Source organism: Acetobacter thailandicus, assembly GCF_011516655.1.
GTDB lineage: Bacteria > Pseudomonadota > Alphaproteobacteria > Acetobacterales > Acetobacteraceae > Acetobacter > Acetobacter thailandicus.
In genome coordinates, this window is record NZ_WOSV01000002.1 from 114,819 (window position 1) to 130,312 (window position 15,494).

At 53.4% G+C, this 15,494-nt stretch carries 15 protein-coding genes; 2 read left to right on the forward strand and 13 right to left on the reverse strand.

All coding sequences use genetic code 11. From position 1 onward, the window contains the following. Positions 1-153 precede the first annotated feature (153 nt). From rplS to ubiA, 12 genes are all read right to left on the reverse strand, one after another. Entirely contained in the window at positions 154-540 is a 387-nt protein-coding gene (gene rplS, locus GOB58_RS03180; protein ID WP_086554947.1) for a 50S ribosomal protein L19, read from the reverse strand. A gap of 28 nt (positions 541-568) precedes the next feature. Then, a complete protein-coding gene (trmD, locus tag GOB58_RS03185; RefSeq protein WP_086554946.1) occupies positions 569-1,306 on the reverse strand; it encodes a tRNA (guanosine(37)-N1)-methyltransferase TrmD in 738 nt (245 codons plus the stop codon). Then, entirely contained in the window at positions 1,303-1,842 is a 540-nt protein-coding gene (rimM, locus tag GOB58_RS03190) for a ribosome maturation factor RimM (protein ID WP_086635540.1), read from the reverse strand. The genes trmD and rimM overlap by 4 nt, the downstream gene beginning before the upstream one ends. Before the next feature lie 24 nt (positions 1,843-1,866). After that, positions 1,867-2,214, reverse strand: a complete 348-nt coding sequence (rpsP, locus tag GOB58_RS03195) for a 30S ribosomal protein S16 (protein WP_086554944.1) — start codon at positions 2,212-2,214, stop codon at positions 1,867-1,869. A gap of 45 nt (positions 2,215-2,259) precedes the next feature. Beyond that, positions 2,260-3,657, reverse strand: coding sequence for a signal recognition particle protein (gene ffh, locus GOB58_RS03200; protein WP_086555041.1), 1,398 nt, complete (start codon positions 3,655-3,657; stop codon positions 2,260-2,262). A gap of 116 nt (positions 3,658-3,773) precedes the next feature. Further along, positions 3,774-4,262 (reverse strand): Spy/CpxP family protein refolding chaperone, encoded by a 489-nt coding sequence (locus tag GOB58_RS03205; RefSeq protein ID WP_086635541.1) that lies wholly within the window; start codon positions 4,260-4,262, stop codon positions 3,774-3,776. A 324-nt stretch (positions 4,263-4,586) separates the two neighbouring features. Next, positions 4,587-5,300 (reverse strand): ATP12 family chaperone protein, encoded by a 714-nt coding sequence (locus tag GOB58_RS03210; protein ID WP_086554942.1) that lies wholly within the window; start codon positions 5,298-5,300, stop codon positions 4,587-4,589. A gap of 29 nt (positions 5,301-5,329) precedes the next feature. Next, positions 5,330-7,492 carry an AsmA family protein gene (locus tag GOB58_RS03215; RefSeq protein WP_173559333.1) on the reverse strand — a complete coding sequence of 721 codons (2,163 nt, stop codon included), beginning with the start codon at positions 7,490-7,492 and terminating at the stop codon, positions 5,330-5,332. Positions 7,493-7,537: 45 nt separating this feature from the next. After that, positions 7,538-8,524: an RluA family pseudouridine synthase gene (locus GOB58_RS03220; RefSeq protein WP_086554940.1), complete on the reverse strand. Its 987-nt coding sequence runs from the start codon at positions 8,522-8,524 to the stop codon at positions 7,538-7,540. A 10-nt stretch (positions 8,525-8,534) separates the two neighbouring features. Continuing rightward, positions 8,535-9,914 (reverse strand): replication-associated recombination protein A, encoded by a 1,380-nt coding sequence (locus GOB58_RS03225; protein WP_173559334.1) that lies wholly within the window; start codon positions 9,912-9,914, stop codon positions 8,535-8,537. A 77-nt stretch (positions 9,915-9,991) separates the two neighbouring features. Next, positions 9,992-10,672, reverse strand: coding sequence for a LolA family protein (locus GOB58_RS03230; protein ID WP_233133401.1), 681 nt, complete (start codon positions 10,670-10,672; stop codon positions 9,992-9,994). A 60-nt stretch (positions 10,673-10,732) separates the two neighbouring features. Further along, positions 10,733-11,656 (reverse strand): 4-hydroxybenzoate octaprenyltransferase, encoded by a 924-nt coding sequence (gene ubiA / locus GOB58_RS03235; protein WP_173559335.1) that lies wholly within the window; start codon positions 11,654-11,656, stop codon positions 10,733-10,735. A 129-nt stretch (positions 11,657-11,785) separates the two neighbouring features. Here ubiA and GOB58_RS03240 point away from each other — a divergent pair, with 129 nt between their 5' ends. After that, positions 11,786-12,550, forward strand: coding sequence for a 16S rRNA (uracil(1498)-N(3))-methyltransferase (locus GOB58_RS03240; RefSeq protein ID WP_173559514.1), 765 nt, complete (start codon positions 11,786-11,788; stop codon positions 12,548-12,550). Between the two features lie 55 nt (positions 12,551-12,605). Next, positions 12,606-14,033, forward strand: a complete 1,428-nt coding sequence (locus GOB58_RS03245) for a glutamate--cysteine ligase (protein ID WP_173559336.1) — start codon at positions 12,606-12,608, stop codon at positions 14,031-14,033. On the opposite strand, the gene GOB58_RS03250 is transcribed toward GOB58_RS03245, so the two are convergent. Next, positions 14,034-15,428 (reverse strand): MFS transporter, encoded by a 1,395-nt coding sequence (locus tag GOB58_RS03250; RefSeq protein ID WP_086554936.1) that lies wholly within the window; start codon positions 15,426-15,428, stop codon positions 14,034-14,036. Positions 15,429-15,494 lie beyond the last annotated feature (66 nt).

Sequence of the window (15,494 nt, forward strand, 5' to 3'; positions counted from 1 at the left end):
ATGTGCCTTTTTATGTCCCGGCTACAGACAGAGCAGAGATAAAAAAGCGAATGTGAGCTGTCTGTCAGTTTTTTAATATGACCATAAAAAAACCCGGCTGCAAAACGCGGCCGGGCTTTCTCATGCAACGAAACTGACTGGTTACAGTCTGTTTCAGCTGGCAGCAGCAGGTGCCACCACGTCACGGGGACGTTCTGCAATACGAGCAGACTTACCGCTACGGCCACGCAGATAGTACAGTTTTGCACGACGCACTTTACCACGACGTACAACTTTAATTTCTGCAATGATGGGTCCATAAAGCGGGAAAATACGCTCTACACCTTCACCGTTAGAAATTTTACGCACTGTGAAGTTGCTGTTCAGCCCGCGGTTAGAGCGTGCAATCACAACACCTTCGAATGCCTGAACGCGCTTACGCTCGCCTTCGACAACATGCACAGAAACGCGAACCGTGTCACCGGCTGCAAATTCTGGCACAGGGCGTGCTGCTGTAAGACGTGCAATCTCGGCAGCTTCATACTGCTGAATAATATTCATATTCCGTAATCCTTCCTCAAACCCCGGTTTAGCCTGCCTGGCCGGACATTCCGGCAGCAGTCTCATTTTTTTCTCTGCGAGCCAGCCAGGCAGACCACAGGTCCGGCCTTCTTTCCCGCGTTGTCTCTTCAGCCTTTTTCTGCCGCCAGGCAGCAATGGCAGCATGATTACCAGAAAGCAGAACATCCGGCACTTTACGCCCCTGCCACTCAGCAGGACGTGTATAATGCGGATACTCCAGCAGACCGTCGGAAAAACTTTCCTCAACCCCGCTCTGGTCGCTGCCCATCACACCAGGCAGCAAACGCACACATGCATCCAGAAAGACCTGAGCCGCTGCTTCCCCACCCGACAGAACATAATCCCCGACAGAGACCTGTTCCACATTGTGGGCTTCAAGCACCCGCTCATCCACACCTTCAAAGCGGCCACACATCAGAACAACACCCGGAGCACCGGCATAACGGACAACATCTTTCTGACGCAGAGGTGTTCCTCTGGGTGTCAGAAAAACCCGGGGAACATCCGCCGGGGCATCAACAGCCGAAAAAGCTGCATCAGCAACATCTGCCCGTATAACCATACCTGCACCACCACCAAACGGCGTATCATCCACCGCACGGTGCCGGCCAAGCCCACACTGACGCAAATCATATGTGCTGCATGACCAGGTTTTGTTCTCAAGCGCACGACCTGCAAGAGAGATACCCAGCACACCCGGAAACGCTTCAGGAAAAAGCGTCATAACCGTAGCCTGCCAGGTCATACCTGCTGCTCCGCTGACCGTCCCGAAACACCCTGCCCTTCTTCGCCTGAAACCTCAGCAGGACGAACAATACGAACTGTCCGCGCGGCAAGGTCAACCTCAGGCACACAGGCACGGGTGAAAGGGATAATCAGACCACCTTCAATCTCCAGGCTGGCACCACCACCGTAATCATGAACCATCAGGATACGCCCGAGAGAAGCTGTACCTTCCCAGGCCTCCATTCCGATCAGATCTGAATGATAGAACTCTTCCTCTTCAGTCTCGGGCAAAAGATCCCGGGAGACATACAGGCGCGTATTAACCAGAGCCTGCGCTGCTGTGCGATCAGATATCAGGTTGCCGCGTGCATCACGCAGCTCCGCAACACCATCAGCACCACGCCAGCGCAGAGACCATGACCGCCCCTGCTCGTCCTGAAGAGCCTCATACTCCTCCAGTGTTGCAGGGTCATCTGCATAGCTATGCACACGCACAAGGCCGCGCACACCATGAGCTTTCCCTATAACACCAATTAATATGAGGTCTGAACGCATAATCTGCTTTTCTCGTTTTCAGACTCAGGCTGCTGCTGCAGCTTTAGCAGCAGCTTCAGCGCGTGCCTGAGCTTTTTTCTTTGGCGCAGACTGTTTTGGCTGCTCAGCGTAAGCTGGTTTTGGTGCCAGACCAGCATGACCCAGGAAACGGGCAACACGGTCAGTTGGCTGGGCACCCTGTGACAGCCAGTGCGTGATGCGCTCGTTAATCAGACGTACGCGGTCAGCGTGCTCTGATGGCAGCATTGGGTTGTAAGCGCCAACTTTCTCGATAAAGCGACCATCGCGGGGTGAACGGCTGTCAGCTACTACAATGTGGTAGTAAGGACGTTTTTTTGCACCAGCGCGAGCAAGGCGAATTTTAAGACTCATTCAGACTTCTCCAGATCTATACAAATTCAGACAAAAACAAACTGATCAGCGAAAGGGGCGACCGCCACCACCAGGTGGACCATTCCCCATTCCTTTCGGCATGAGCGCAGATAAGCCCTGGCGCATAAGACCTTTCACGCCCAGCTTGCTAAAACGCTTCATCATATCGGACATCATTCCAAACTGCTTGAGCAGCTTATTGACATCCTGAACTGTCGTCCCTGACCCGGCAGCAATACGTTTTTTACGTGACGCCTTGATAATAGCAGGCGTTTTGCGCTCTTTTCTGGTCATGGAAGAAATAATTGCAAGGTGTTTATTAAGAATGCTCGTATCGAGCTCCTTATCACCCATTGCTTCTTTAACTTTGTTCATACCTGGCAGCATGCCCATGATGCCGGAAATGGAACCCATTTTGCTGATCTGACGAATTTGCGAGGCATAATCGTCAAGATCGAACTTACCGGCCATCATTTTTTTGGCCAGGCGTTCGCCCTCTTCATGATCGAGGGTATCAGCCGCTTTTTCTACCAGGCCGGCAATATCGCCAAGGCCAAGAATACGACCAGCAACACGCTCAGGATGGAACTCTTCCAGAGCATCAAGCTTCTCACCAGAGCCCGTCAGTTTAATCGGTGCGCCGGTAATTGCCTTCATCGACAGTGCTGCACCACCGCGTGCGTCACCATCCATTCGGGTCATGACCACACCGGTAACACCGACTGCCTCGTTAAAGGCTTTGGCTGTATTCACCGCATCCTGACCGGTCATGGCGTCAACAACCAGCAATGTTTCAGCCGGGTTTGTCACCGCGCGCACCTGACGCACTTCATCCATCAGCACTTCATCGATGGAGAGGCGACCAGCCGTATCAAGAATAACGACGTCAAACCCTTCGAGGCGTGCTGTTTCCATTGCGCGACGCGCAATATCAACAGGGCTCTGACCAGGGACAATTGACAATGACGGTACTGCCGCCTGCTTTGCCAGCTGTTCAAGCTGAAGCTGCGCGGCTGGCCGCTGGGTATCAAGCGAGGCCAGAAGAACTTTTTTACGCTCGCGGTTTTTAAGCCAGAGAGCAATTTTACCTGATGTCGTAGTTTTACCGGACCCCTGCAAACCTACCATCAGCACCGGAACCGGCGGGACAGCATTCAGGTTGAGGGGAACTGCACCGGCACCACCAAGTGCATCAATCAGGGCATCGTTAACGATTTTCGCAACAGCCTGACCGGGAGAAATGCTCTCAAGCACCTCGGCGCCGACTGCCCGCTCTTTTACTTTATTAACAAAGTCACGAACAACAGGAAGCGCCACGTCTGCATCCAGCATAGCCAGACGCACTTCGCGCATTGCCTCTATAACGTCCGCCTCAGACAGCGCACCACGTTTGGCGAGTCCGTCAAAAACTCCGGATAGCCTGCCTGAAAGAGCCTCGAACAATGGCCTGTTACTCCATGCAAAAATCCACCACTGCGCGAACACTCGCGGAGTGGTGGTCCTGTGATTTAACAGAGGGGTTAAGCCACCCCCCCGAACAAGTCAAGAAAAACTATATATTATTTTGTTACGTCAGGGTGACGCAGCTGGTGAAGCTGATCCATCAGAGCGCGCTCTTTCGTTTCGCGGTCTTTGATTTGTGTCAGCTGCTCAGGGGTCAGCACATCATGGATCTGCTCCATCACATCGAGATGCTGCATATCACGCTGCGCACGAATTGTTGCCAGCTGCTGCTGCAATGACGCAATTTTATCACGATCAAGCTTACCTGGCTGGCTCAGCAGGTCCTGGATCTGTGTATGAAGATCACGCTCAGCCTCACGGCTCTGGTCACCTTCCTCCTGGTTGTGTGCTTTTTTGAAAATAGCATCAATCTGCTTATGCTGTTTTTTCGTCAGATCAGCACCCATGAAAAAATCAGGACCCGGGCCAGGGCCCATGCCATGATGCATCATGGGAGGCGGGCATGCCTGAGCAGAGGCAGACTGCGCAGCCAGAGCAAAACCGGAAACAGCAAGAACTGCCAGAAAACCTTTTTTGAATGTCATGAAACCCAAAGCCTTTTCTTTAATATTCTGTCTGATTACAAAAACATACTTACATATCTATCAGAGCAGAACAAATATAAACATGAAGCCTGAACAGGTTATCCCATAGCATATACAATAGCGGCAACAGGAATAAGAGGCAGCGCAAGCCATGCGCCCATGGCGCATTTCGCAGAAAAACGAACGAAACGCTCATTTTTATTAAAAACCACCGTTAAAAACCTCCCTTTGCCAGTCACCTGATAAGAAGGGCAATTTTCTGCCCTGATTTCTTATGTAAGAAGCCGGAAAGGCAAATTCATGGCAGGTTTTTAAAAGTTTGCTTCATTTTTGACACAACAGACTTCTGAACCTCAGCACATCAGCAACATCACGAACTTTTGCTGCCATGCGGTCAGTAATTGCGATATCTGCTCCCCAGCGTTCCATCTGACTTTGCTCATCAAGCATCGCACACTTCACCAGAGCTTCTGCATCCTCGTCACTTTTTAATGCAGCCAGACCCAGAACAAGACTCCCCAGCACCGGCACAGCAACAGCAAGCACTGTAAGTTCAGCAGGCGTCATGCTCTCCAGAGCATCCCTTAAAGCTTTCACGGCTTCAGGGGGCTGCGTAATCGGCATAATCCCTTCCGTTACCTGAAGGCTGGCACCAAAAGTACGGGCACACCAGCTCAGCCACCTCCCCCACTGCTCCTCCTGGAGACGGGAAAGCTCCGACCAGTTATCTGCACGGTAGCACAGCAGGTCACTATGCGCGTAAGCCAGAAGAGCCTCTGTCATCCCCTCACGCTCAGCAGGCACACGCTCAGTCATAGTGCCACACAGGCCGGTCAGGGGCAGTTCATCAACGTGAAACAGCTCACCCGGCCCTTTCCCGGCCTGACGCCACTCCGCAGCCAGAGCCTCAGCCAGAGGCTGAGCGGACACATGCAGCAATGTCCGGCCCGGCAGCCTGAGAGGGCGACCGTCAAGATGGATCACCCAGCCGTTATCCTGAGGCACAACATCAACATCTTTCCAGAAACGTTTTTTCATTCCGGACTGTGTATTTTGCTGATTGTTACTCAATGGAACAGCCCCAGACCACGCAGCATGTTCATTACTTTTCCGCCTTTTTCTTTCGCTGGCGGAGCTGGTTCCGGCCCAGCTTCACCTTCCCGTGCGGAAGACAGCAAGGCAGGACAGCTATCATCCTCTCCGTCATTTTTACCAATCGTCAGCCCATAACGGCCGCTGCTGTTTGGCTCCATTTTAATAACAGGATTGTATGATGAGCCGCTGACAAGCACATCAGATTCAGCCGAATTCCCGGCCAGCATCAGTGTGGGCGCAAGATGCAGGTCGAGATCTGTCGTGTTCAGGTTAACGGTGCCATGACCATGCAGTGACAGAAAACGACTTTGCAACCCAAGCAGGTCAATTGTCGCCACACCGTCAGCAAGCTGCATATGCGTACCAAAGCAACGTACAGAGACCTCCTGCTTCATCGGGATTTTATTCATCGTCAGAGAAGACAGGATCTTGCTCCCCACCTTGCCATCGACAACTGAAATTCCGACATGCCCGGCTGCTGTCTGACGCAAAGCAGACATATCACGCCCCCGCGCACTGACTGTGCCAACAACAAAAGCTTCACCCTTTAACCAGGACTGAACCCCCATCCATGCATCCACAACCTGCAAAGGCAGTACAACAGGGTGAGCACTCAGCTCAGCAGCCGGGATCTCCTGCGTGACATCATAAACAAAACGGGCTGACTGCTGCACGCCACTGCCTCTGGCCTGAATGGGGTCAGCAACAAGGCGGCCATTACTATTAACGACATGCGCAGAAAGCGCCTCCCAGCTTTGCCCCGCCCACGCAACGCGGGCAGCACTCACGTCAAGCTGTGCTGTCAGGTTGCGCACAATATTTGCAAAACTATGAACCTTCGTCAGCTCAAGTGTCTCATCCGTTTCAACATGACCTTTGACACTCAGCCCGTCAAAAACAGGCTGAGACGGCCCCGTTGCCAGATGCTTCAGCTGCCCCTGAATATCAAAGGCTGAATGCTGCCCGCCCAGTTCGCCTGTAAAATGAACACCTGCATCAGAATCAGTAAGTGTCAGACTGACAGGCATACTGCTCTCAGCAGGGGCATGAAGCCAGGTCATAATCTGCTCAGCCGTACCAACTGTTCCCTTCAGCCCCAGAGAAGTGCCCTCCGCTGTACCGGCAAGATCAAGGGCAACAGGAGAATCGCTCTGGGCCGCATCAAGAGTGAGGTGCTCCAGCACCACATCTTTTTTGTAAGGACGAAGGTCAAATGTACCGGTATGAATATGGAAATTCTGCAACTGAGGAATACCAGCCTTCCCGCCGATCATACCGTTAACAGAAATATTCTCTGCATGCGGCAAACCTGCACGCGGGAAGAAAGCCTGCACTGCCTGCAGCTGCCCCAGCGACCCGCCAAAACGCAGCGCATATTCACGTTGCTCAGGCTCCCCCGTCGTCAGGGTACCGTCAATATGCGCCAGACCTGCTGGCTGACCATCAACTGAAAAAGCGGCTTTTATCTGCACCGGCATCTGTGTGGCAGGATGCGGGAAAAGACGGCCGGTCTGGCCATCAACTGAGAGTTTCCCTTTGTTCTTCAGCGCATCTAAGTGAAAAGATGGCGCATCAGTATCGAGAGCACCAGCCTCAAATTTTTCAACAGGCAATTCACCTGACCGGTGTTTAAGCTCATCCTGCCATTGCAGGTCCCCCTGGGTCAGCTCCAGGTTTGCAATAACGATATCCCAGTTCACTCTGCCGCCGGATGCAGCCGGTGTCGCTTCTTCCGGTGTGTTCTGCTGAGGATTAAAATGCCAGTTAGACTGACCATCCTCGTCACGGTGCAGCATAATCTGCGGCTGCGAGATGCTGACATTGCTGAACACCACACGATGCTGAAACAACGGTAAAACGGAGAGCCGAACACGTACAGAAGCTGCGCTGAACATATCATGCGCATCACTTCCAGGATCTGAAAGATGCACCCCCTGCGCCTCAACCCAGGGAAATGGCAGCAGCCAGACATGCAGCTGATCAATAGTCAGGTGGCGGCCTGTTTTTTTCTCAACAGCACTGACAATGCGCGTACGCAGCCAGCCCGCATCCTGCGTTGCTGAGATAACACATCCGCCTCCGGCAAGGACAATCGCTGCACCAGCCAGCAGACCCAGTTTTGTTTTCAGCCGCATATTTTTCTCTCCTGTCTGTTCTTCTGCTCTCCCGTAGCGCGTGAGTTACCGGCTCCGGCGGGAGGGGCCGGGCGTTGAACCAGCAACAAAACCAAGGCTGCGAAATGTCTCCTGCATATGAGGAGGCAGAGCCGCACTCACCACGAGACGCCCACCGGCAGGATGCGGAATATCCAGCTCACGCGCATGCAAATGCAGCTGGTCAGCAAAACCATCAACGTGTGCTGCTTCACCCCCATATTTAGGATCACCCATAATAGGCGTGGTCAGCGATTCACAATGCACGCGCAGCTGATGCGTGCGCCCTGTCAGCGGTGACATCTCAAGCCATGAGAACTTACGGGCTGCGGCATCCACTACTTTATAAACTGTGCGGGCAAACTGCGCTTCTTTATCCTTACGGTCAGCAGCAACCATAATCGCATTAGGCCCCATACCCAGCCTGACCAGAGGCTGGTCGATCTCACCCTCCTGCGGGTCTGGCCGCCCGACAACAACAGCCCAGTATGTTTTTTTAATATCACGCCCGCGAAAGGCCGCAGCAAGTTTTGCGGCAATACCGGGCGAGCGGGCCAGCAGCAGGATTCCTGATGTATCACGGTCAATACGGTGCACCAGGCGCGGGCGCGGGTCATCCCCCTCACGCAGACCATCAAGCATCATATCAACATGCTTTGTAATACCTGGCCCGCCCTGGACTGCGAGGCCCGCAGGCTTATTGAGCACAATAACCTGCTGATCCTGATACAGCACCATGCCTTTAATTTCGCGCACCAGACGCTCATCAAGCGGCGGGCGCTCATCACGTACGGGCCGTGCAGCCGACGAGACCGGAATGGGAGGCACGCGCACAGCCTGCCCGGGCTGCAAACGCGTTGATGCCTCGGCACGTTTACCGTCAACCCTGATCTGCCCGGTACGGCACAGCTTTTGCAGCGCCCCCTGTGTCAGATGCGGGTAATGACGACGAAAATAGCGATCAAGGCGAATATCGGCCTCATCTTCGCTGACAGTAAGAATAACAACACTCATGAGACGATATTTACGACTGACGTCGTTCCCGCAAAGAGGCCCACGTTTCAAGCCGGTGCCGAACCTCGCGTTCGTACCCCTTACCTGTAGGCCGGTAGAAAATCTCGCGCTTCATACCATCCGGAAAATAATTCTGCCCGGAAAAACCTTCTTCGGTGTCATGATCATACTCATAACCCTTTCCGTAGCCGATATCTTTCATCAGACGGGTTGGCGCATTCAGAATATGCGCAGGCGGCATAAGACTGCCTGTTGCCCGGGCAGCACGACGCACCGCCTTATACGCTTTATAAACAGCATTAGACTTCGCTGCTGTTGCCAGGTGCACCACCAGCTGAGCCAGAGCAAGCTCCCCTTCGGGTGAACCAAGCCGTTCAAACGTCTCCCACGCCGCAATTGCCAGAGGCAGAGCATGAGGGTCTGCCATACCCACATCCTCAGCAGCAAAACGCGTAAGACGCCGGGCTATATAGCGCGGGTCTTCTCCCCCCTCAAGCATACGCGCAAACCAGTATAACGCAGCATCGGGGTCAGAGCCACGCATCGACTTATGCAGAGCAGAAATGAGATTATAATGCTCCTCTCTGTCACGGTCATAGAGCACAGCACGGCGCGCCAGCAGCTTTGACAGCCCCTGCGCATCAAAGGGCACATCTGGTTTTTTCAGACTAAAAAGCTGTTCTGCCATATTGAGCAGATAGCGACCGTCTCCATCAGCCATCGCCCGCAATGTCGCCCTGGCCTCTTTCGTGGCAGGCAGATCGCTCTGCATTTCTGCCTCAGCACGACACAGCAGAGCCTCCATAGCTGCATCATCAAGGCGATTCAGAACTACGACCTGACAGCGCGACAACAGGGCTGAATTCAGCGCAAATGAAGGGTTTTCAGTGGTTGCCCCAACCAGCACAACAGTACCATCTTCAACCACGGGCAGAAAACCGTCCTGCTGAGCACGGTTAAAACGATGTATTTCATCGACAAAGAGCAGCGTGCTCCGCCCGCCCTCAGCTATATGCCGGGCCTGCTCAAATGTTTTTTTAAGGTCAGCGACACCTGAAAAAACAGCAGAAAGCTGCATAAACCTGAAACCACCTGCCTGCGCCAGCAAACGCGCGATGGTTGTTTTACCAACACCTGGACCACCCCACAGAATAAGACTGGAGAGAGAGCCGCGCTCAAGCATACCCCGAAGAGAGCCATCAGCTCCCAGCAGATGATCCTGCCCGACCACATCTTCCAGCTTTTTTGGGCGCAGGCGATCGGCCAGCGGCTGCGCAGGAGCAGACCGGCCGGACGACCGCTCTACCCCGGCTGACACCGAAGGCCCGGCCTCAGGAGCTGCCTGACCAAATAAATCCTGCGGCATGGATGATGCGCTCTGCTCTGCCATATCCTCTTATCCTGCACCTGCCTGCCTGTACACGAGATGTGTATCAGACAAGAGCTGTGCCTTAACTATCATAAAAATTACTCTTCCGGCTGAGCCGGAAGTGTGAAGAGATCAGACGATACAGGCAGGTTTTTCTGCATATCTGATAATGTGACATGGGTTTCGTGCCCCTGTGCATCGAGCACACTCCATGAACTTAAAGAAACCGGCTTTTCATTAAATACCAGAGTGAGGCTGCCATCCTGCGGAGAAGAGGTGCGCACGACTGACACCTGGATCTGCCCTCCCTCTGCGTGGAAACCTGTCACCGTCACACCATCAGAGAAACTGATATGCCTGCCCAGCAATAACCCAAGGGGAGTACGCTCAACCGGGATCACTGTGGTCTGATCGAGCTGATTATCCCGAAAAACGATTTTATTGTCATTTGCCACCATCAGAATCGGAGAGGGCGGATCATACGCCAGGCGCATCTGTCCCGGACGCTTAACCCATATTGTGCCTGAAGATATTTTTCCCTCACCATCAACCTGCTGCATATGCGCCTTAAATGTTGAGGTGCTGTTCATCACGCTTTCTATACGCGCGAGCCAGGCCCGGTCTGCCGCTGTCAGCGGAGCAGCCTGCACCTCATCACCTGCGCTGCTACTTCTTACGGAAGAAGCCACCGGCGACTGCGCATATGCCACATCACCAGCTGCTCCGCAGCCGGCCAGCATCAGGAGGGACAATAAAAAGCGATAATGAACCTGTTTCATATGTATATGCTTCATCCCGGTTATGGTGCTGATCTTAGCCTGAGACATCAGTCTGTTATTTTACGCTGAAAGCGCCCCTGCAAGCAGTGCCAGCGCTACAGTAATACCAATTTCACGATTAAACCGAAACTGTGCAAGACACAGAACCGGATTATGCGGGCTTACGCTCCAGCCCTGACGTACCATAAGCGCCACAGGCAGCACAGCAAGCGGCCAGAATGCCGGGCCGGTGTGAGACAACACTCCAGCAACTGCAAGCAATACTGCGCTGATACCATAACATGTTACGATAAACCCGCGGGCTTTATTGACCCACAGGCGCGAGGTCGATTTTACACCAATACGCGCATCATCTTCCATATCCTGGAAGCCATAAATTGTATCAAAGCCAAGCTGCCAGAAGATTGTCGCCGCATAAAGAGCCGCCTGCGCCCAGGACAATTGCCCGGCGGCGGCGGCGTATCCCATTGGCGCACCAAATCCAAAGGTAAAGCCCATAACGAGCTGAGGCCACCAGGTAAAACGTTTAGCCAGCGGATAGAGTGCGACCAGTATAAGAGAGGAAGCACCAAGAAGCCATGAAAGGCGATTCAGCTGAAGTAAAACACCAAGACCTGCCAGCAGTAACAGTACAAGAAACACTGCTGCCTGCTTCATGCTCAGCGCACCTGAAGCCAGCGGCCGCCCTGCTGTGCGCGTAACCTTACGGTCGATATCGCGGTCCCACATATCATTTACGACACAGCCTGCAGCCCGCATAACCAGACTGCCAATGCCAAACAATATGATGAGACGCACACGCTCACCCAACCCGACATGCTGCGGCAGAAGAATACCCCACACACCGGGCAAAAACAAAAGCCAGGTTCCAACAGGGCGGTCAAGCCGTGCCAGCAAAGCATAAGGGCGCAGTGACGGCGGCAGATACGCTATCCACCCTGTCGTTTTAATATCGGTATGGGAAGACCCTGCTGAAACAGACACGAAACGCTTTAATCCTCAGGCTGGTTTTTAAAGGATGAAAGAGGTATGCCACAAATATCACCAGAGCACGAAGCCCTTATACTCAACAAAGCCTCCTTCAGTGTCCACTTTGCATCCGTTCAGGAAGCCATGAACAGCTATATTCACCTCCCCCGCCTCTATCTGACACCCTCACCCCAGCAGCCCGCCGGAGCAGGCGCACAGTTTTTGCTCGACCCGGCACAAGCCCGCTACCTTGGTACGGTTTTACGTAAGAAAAGCGGAGATTCCCTGCGGGTTTTTAATGCAGAAGCCGGCGAGTGGCGCGCCGTTATCAGCACACTGAACAAAGACAAAGGGGGCTTTGTGCTCGAAGAGCAAATGCACCCCCCGCACACTCAACCAGAACGCACTCTTGTTTTTGCCTTGCTTAAACGTGATGCAACCGATCTGGTCATCCGTATGGGAACCGAGCTGGGGGTAACGCATTTTCAGCCAGTTATTACCGAACGCACCAACACCCACCGTGCCAATACAGACCGGCTGAATTCTATTGCCCGCGAGGCTGCAGAACAATGCGAGCGCCTTGACCTGCCTCTGGTTGCTGAACCCTGCCCGCTGACCTCTCTCCTTGCCTCGTGGCCTTCTGATAAAAATCTGTTCGCAGCCATTGAGCGCACCGAAGATCGTGCACCTGGCGCCTCTTTACAGCTTACAGCTGCCCGCGCAGGTGATGGCCTTCTCATCGGGCCGGAAGGCGGACTAAGCGATGCAGAATGTCAGATGCTGCTTGGTCGCACTTTTGTTACGCCTGTCTCTCTTGGTAAGCTTGTGTTAAGAGCTGATACAGCTGTGGTATCTGGCCTGACACTTATGAGCACCCTCTTGCGCTCAGCGCAGGATCAGTCACTATAGTCTTTTTACCCGTTTGCGCACTTTCATAAGTTTACCTAACAAACAGTGAGCCCTTATGCCTGTTGACCAAGATAATACTGTGCCCGCCCGCTCTGTTTCACAGCTGGCTGAAGTTCTGGCCAAAGGCTGCAAGCCGCGCGACCTCTGGCGCATTGGTACAGAGCATGAGAAATTTGGCTTTGTTCGCCCTGAAGCTGTAAGCGGTGATGCTGCCCCGCAGGCAGGCAGAGTAGCTTACAGCAGCCCGCCTTATACCCCCGCAGGCATTGAAGATATGCTTACCGGCGTGCAGGCCAGTGAACCTGACAACTGGAAGCCTGTTCTCGATGCCGGAAAAATTATTGGCCTGACAGGGCAGAATGCCGCCAGAGGCTCTGCCATATCGCTTGAGCCGGCCGGCCAGTTCGAACTGTCTGGTGCACCGCTGGAAACACTGCATCAGACAGCGCAGGAACTCAGTGAACATTATGAAACTGTACGCCCGCTGGCGCGCAGGCTGGGTCTTGGCTTCTCCCCTCTGGGCTTTCACCCGACAGCGTCACGGGCTGACCTGCCGTGGATGCCCAAATCACGCTACAACATCATGAAAAACTACATGCCCAAAGTCGGAACAATGGGCCTGGATATGATGCAGCGCACCTGCACTGTGCAGGTTAACCTTGATTTTGGCTCTGAGCAGGACATGGTGCGCAAAATGCAGGTTGCCATGGCGTTACAGCCGGTTGCAACCGCTCTGTTTGCGAACTCACCGTTTGTCGAGGGCAAAGCTACAAAATTCCTCTCCAACCGTGCGAGAGCATGGACTGACACTGATAATGCCCGTGCCGGCATGCCAGCCTGTGTCTTTTCAGACAATTTCAGCTTTGAAAGCTACGTTGAGTGGGCGCTTGACGTGCCAATGTATTTCATTATGCGTGATGGCAAAATGCGTGATGTGTCAGGCCGCTCTTTCCGTGCATGGATGAACGGAGACCGCCAGGATGGTCTGGAGGATGTCACCCCGACCCTCAGTGACTTTGAAGACCACCTGACAACAGCTTTCCCTGATGTCCGTCTTAAACAGTTCCTGGAAATGCGTGGTGCAGATGCCGGTTCACAGGAAATGATGCTCGCTCAGTCTGCCCTGTGGGTTGGCCTGCTCTATGATGACGCAGCCCTTGAATCAGCCTATGAGCTGGTCAAAATGCGCCCATGGGAGGATTACGTGAAGATGAGAGCTCTTGTGCCTGCACAGGCTCTCGACACGCCGTGGGGTGAAGGAACTGTACGTGACCTGGCTGCACAGATGATTGCCATTGCAATGGATGGCCTCCAGGCCAGAGGCAACGTGGATGAAGAAAGCGGCGTCGATGAATGGGTTTATCTCTCACCACTGACCTCTCTGGTCGCCGGGGCACCCACACAGGCTGAACGCTGGCTTGAGCGTTACTACGGAGCCTGGATGGGTGATGTCAGCCGCATCTTCCTCGAAAGTGAAATCTGACTACCTTTTTTTTGTTAAAAGACGACTTGCACTTAACGCTGCGGCCAGAAGCGCGACACAGGCCGCAGCAAGCAGACAGGCATGAGTGCCATTGCTTAAAAACTGTGCAAAAAATGCGGCAACACCCATAGCACCAAATGTCTGCCCGGCCTGCCGCGCAACCTGCACCATACCACTTGCACCACCAGCCCGGCCACCGGGGGCTGCAACCATCATGGCACGGTTATTGGGCGGCTGAAAAAAACCAAACCCGTAACCAGCTATAAATATACGCCACACAATATCCCACACAGCAGGGTGTTCAGGCAGCATCCACAGGCAGAAAAAACCAAATGAGGTCATGCTCAGCCCGATGGATGACAACAACCCTGCAGACACCGTATCTGTCACCCGCCGGATAAAGGGGGCAGCACAAATAATGCCAATCGGCCAGGGGGTAATTAAAAGCCCTGTTGCGGATGGAGAAAAGCCAAGCCTGTCATGCAGCATAAAAGGCATTGAAACGATAAAAAAGTTAGAGGCCACAAAACCACAAAAACCTGTAAGAAACGCTACGGTAAACTCAGGCTTCTTTAACAGATCAACCGGAAAAATCGGATGAAGCACATCAGCTTCATGGATCACCAGCAGCACCCCGGCAAGAATACCAGCAGCAAGCAAACCGCAGGAGAGAAGAATGTTCTCCTGATGCGCCAGACCGTCGCCCCCCATCACAATGGCGCCAAAAAAGACAACACATAAAAAGCTGCCCGTAAGGTCAGGGTTTTTACCACTGCGTGGCACATCAGGCAGAGCAATAAACGCCATTATAAGTGCTGCAATGCCAAGCGGGAGATTAATCCAGAACAGCCATGGCCATGACGCTACGCTCAGAATAGCCGCAGCAGCCGTTGGCCCCAGGGCAACCCCTACCGCTACAACCACACCATTCAGCGCAATGCCCCGCCCTATTTCAGCGTGGGGGTAAATAAAGCGAATGAGAGCAATATTTACGCTCATGATACAGGCACCGCCAATGCCCTGCACAGCACGGGACACAGCCAGCACAGGCAATGATGTTGCCGTAGCACACAACACGGACGAGGCCATAAATATGACAATACCGACCTGACACAGACGGGCAAACCCCACCCTGCTTCCCAGTGCTGCCAGAGGCAGAAGAGAAACCAGGCTGGAGAGCTGATAAGCATTAACCACCCAGATAGCTGATGAAGCTGAGGATTTCAGATCTGTTGCAATATTGGGCAAAGCCACATTGGCAATTGCATAATCAAGAAGGGATAAAAGAACCGAGAGTGACACAGCAAGCACGGCGAGCGTACGCGCCGACCCATAAAGTCCCTGCCTCTCTTCACCTGATGACACCAGCTGAGGTCTTTGCACAGTTTCAACCATAGTGTGAACAAACCTCTTTATGTTTTAACACTCTCTATACGCTGTTATGCTATGTGCCACTCTTCA

What these genes read in the sequence shown, in the direction of transcription:
- GOB58_RS03210 (WP_086554942.1), bottom strand. Translation starts at nt 5,300, where the DNA reads ATGAAAAAACGTTTCTGGAAAGATGTTGATGTTGTGCCTCAGGATAAC.
- GOB58_RS03215 (WP_173559333.1), bottom strand. Translation starts at nt 7,492, where the DNA reads ATGCGGCTGAAAACAAAACTGGGTCTGCTGGCTGGTGCAGCGATTGTC.
- GOB58_RS03230 (WP_233133401.1), bottom strand. Translation starts at nt 10,672, where the DNA reads ATGAAACAGGTTCATTATCGCTTTTTATTGTCCCTCCTGATGCTGGCC.
- trmD (WP_086554946.1), bottom strand. Translation starts at nt 1,306, where the DNA reads ATGACCTGGCAGGCTACGGTTATGACGCTTTTTCCTGAAGCGTTTCCG.
- GOB58_RS03220 (WP_086554940.1), bottom strand. Translation starts at nt 8,524, where the DNA reads ATGAGTGTTGTTATTCTTACTGTCAGCGAAGATGAGGCCGATATTCGC.
- rimM (WP_086635540.1), bottom strand. Translation starts at nt 1,842, where the DNA reads ATGCGTTCAGACCTCATATTAATTGGTGTTATAGGGAAAGCTCATGGT.
- rplS (WP_086554947.1), bottom strand. Translation starts at nt 540, where the DNA reads ATGAATATTATTCAGCAGTATGAAGCTGCCGAGATTGCACGTCTTACA.
- GOB58_RS03250 (WP_086554936.1), bottom strand. Translation starts at nt 15,428, where the DNA reads ATGGTTGAAACTGTGCAAAGACCTCAGCTGGTGTCATCAGGTGAAGAG.
- GOB58_RS03245 (WP_173559336.1), top strand. Translation starts at nt 12,606, where the DNA reads ATGCCTGTTGACCAAGATAATACTGTGCCCGCCCGCTCTGTTTCACAG.
- GOB58_RS03225 (WP_173559334.1), bottom strand. Translation starts at nt 9,914, where the DNA reads ATGGCAGAGCAGAGCGCATCATCCATGCCGCAGGATTTATTTGGTCAG.
- GOB58_RS03240 (WP_173559514.1), top strand. Translation starts at nt 11,786, where the DNA reads ATGAACAGCTATATTCACCTCCCCCGCCTCTATCTGACACCCTCACCC.
- GOB58_RS03205 (WP_086635541.1), bottom strand. Translation starts at nt 4,262, where the DNA reads ATGACATTCAAAAAAGGTTTTCTGGCAGTTCTTGCTGTTTCCGGTTTT.
- rpsP (WP_086554944.1), bottom strand. Translation starts at nt 2,214, where the DNA reads ATGAGTCTTAAAATTCGCCTTGCTCGCGCTGGTGCAAAAAAACGTCCT.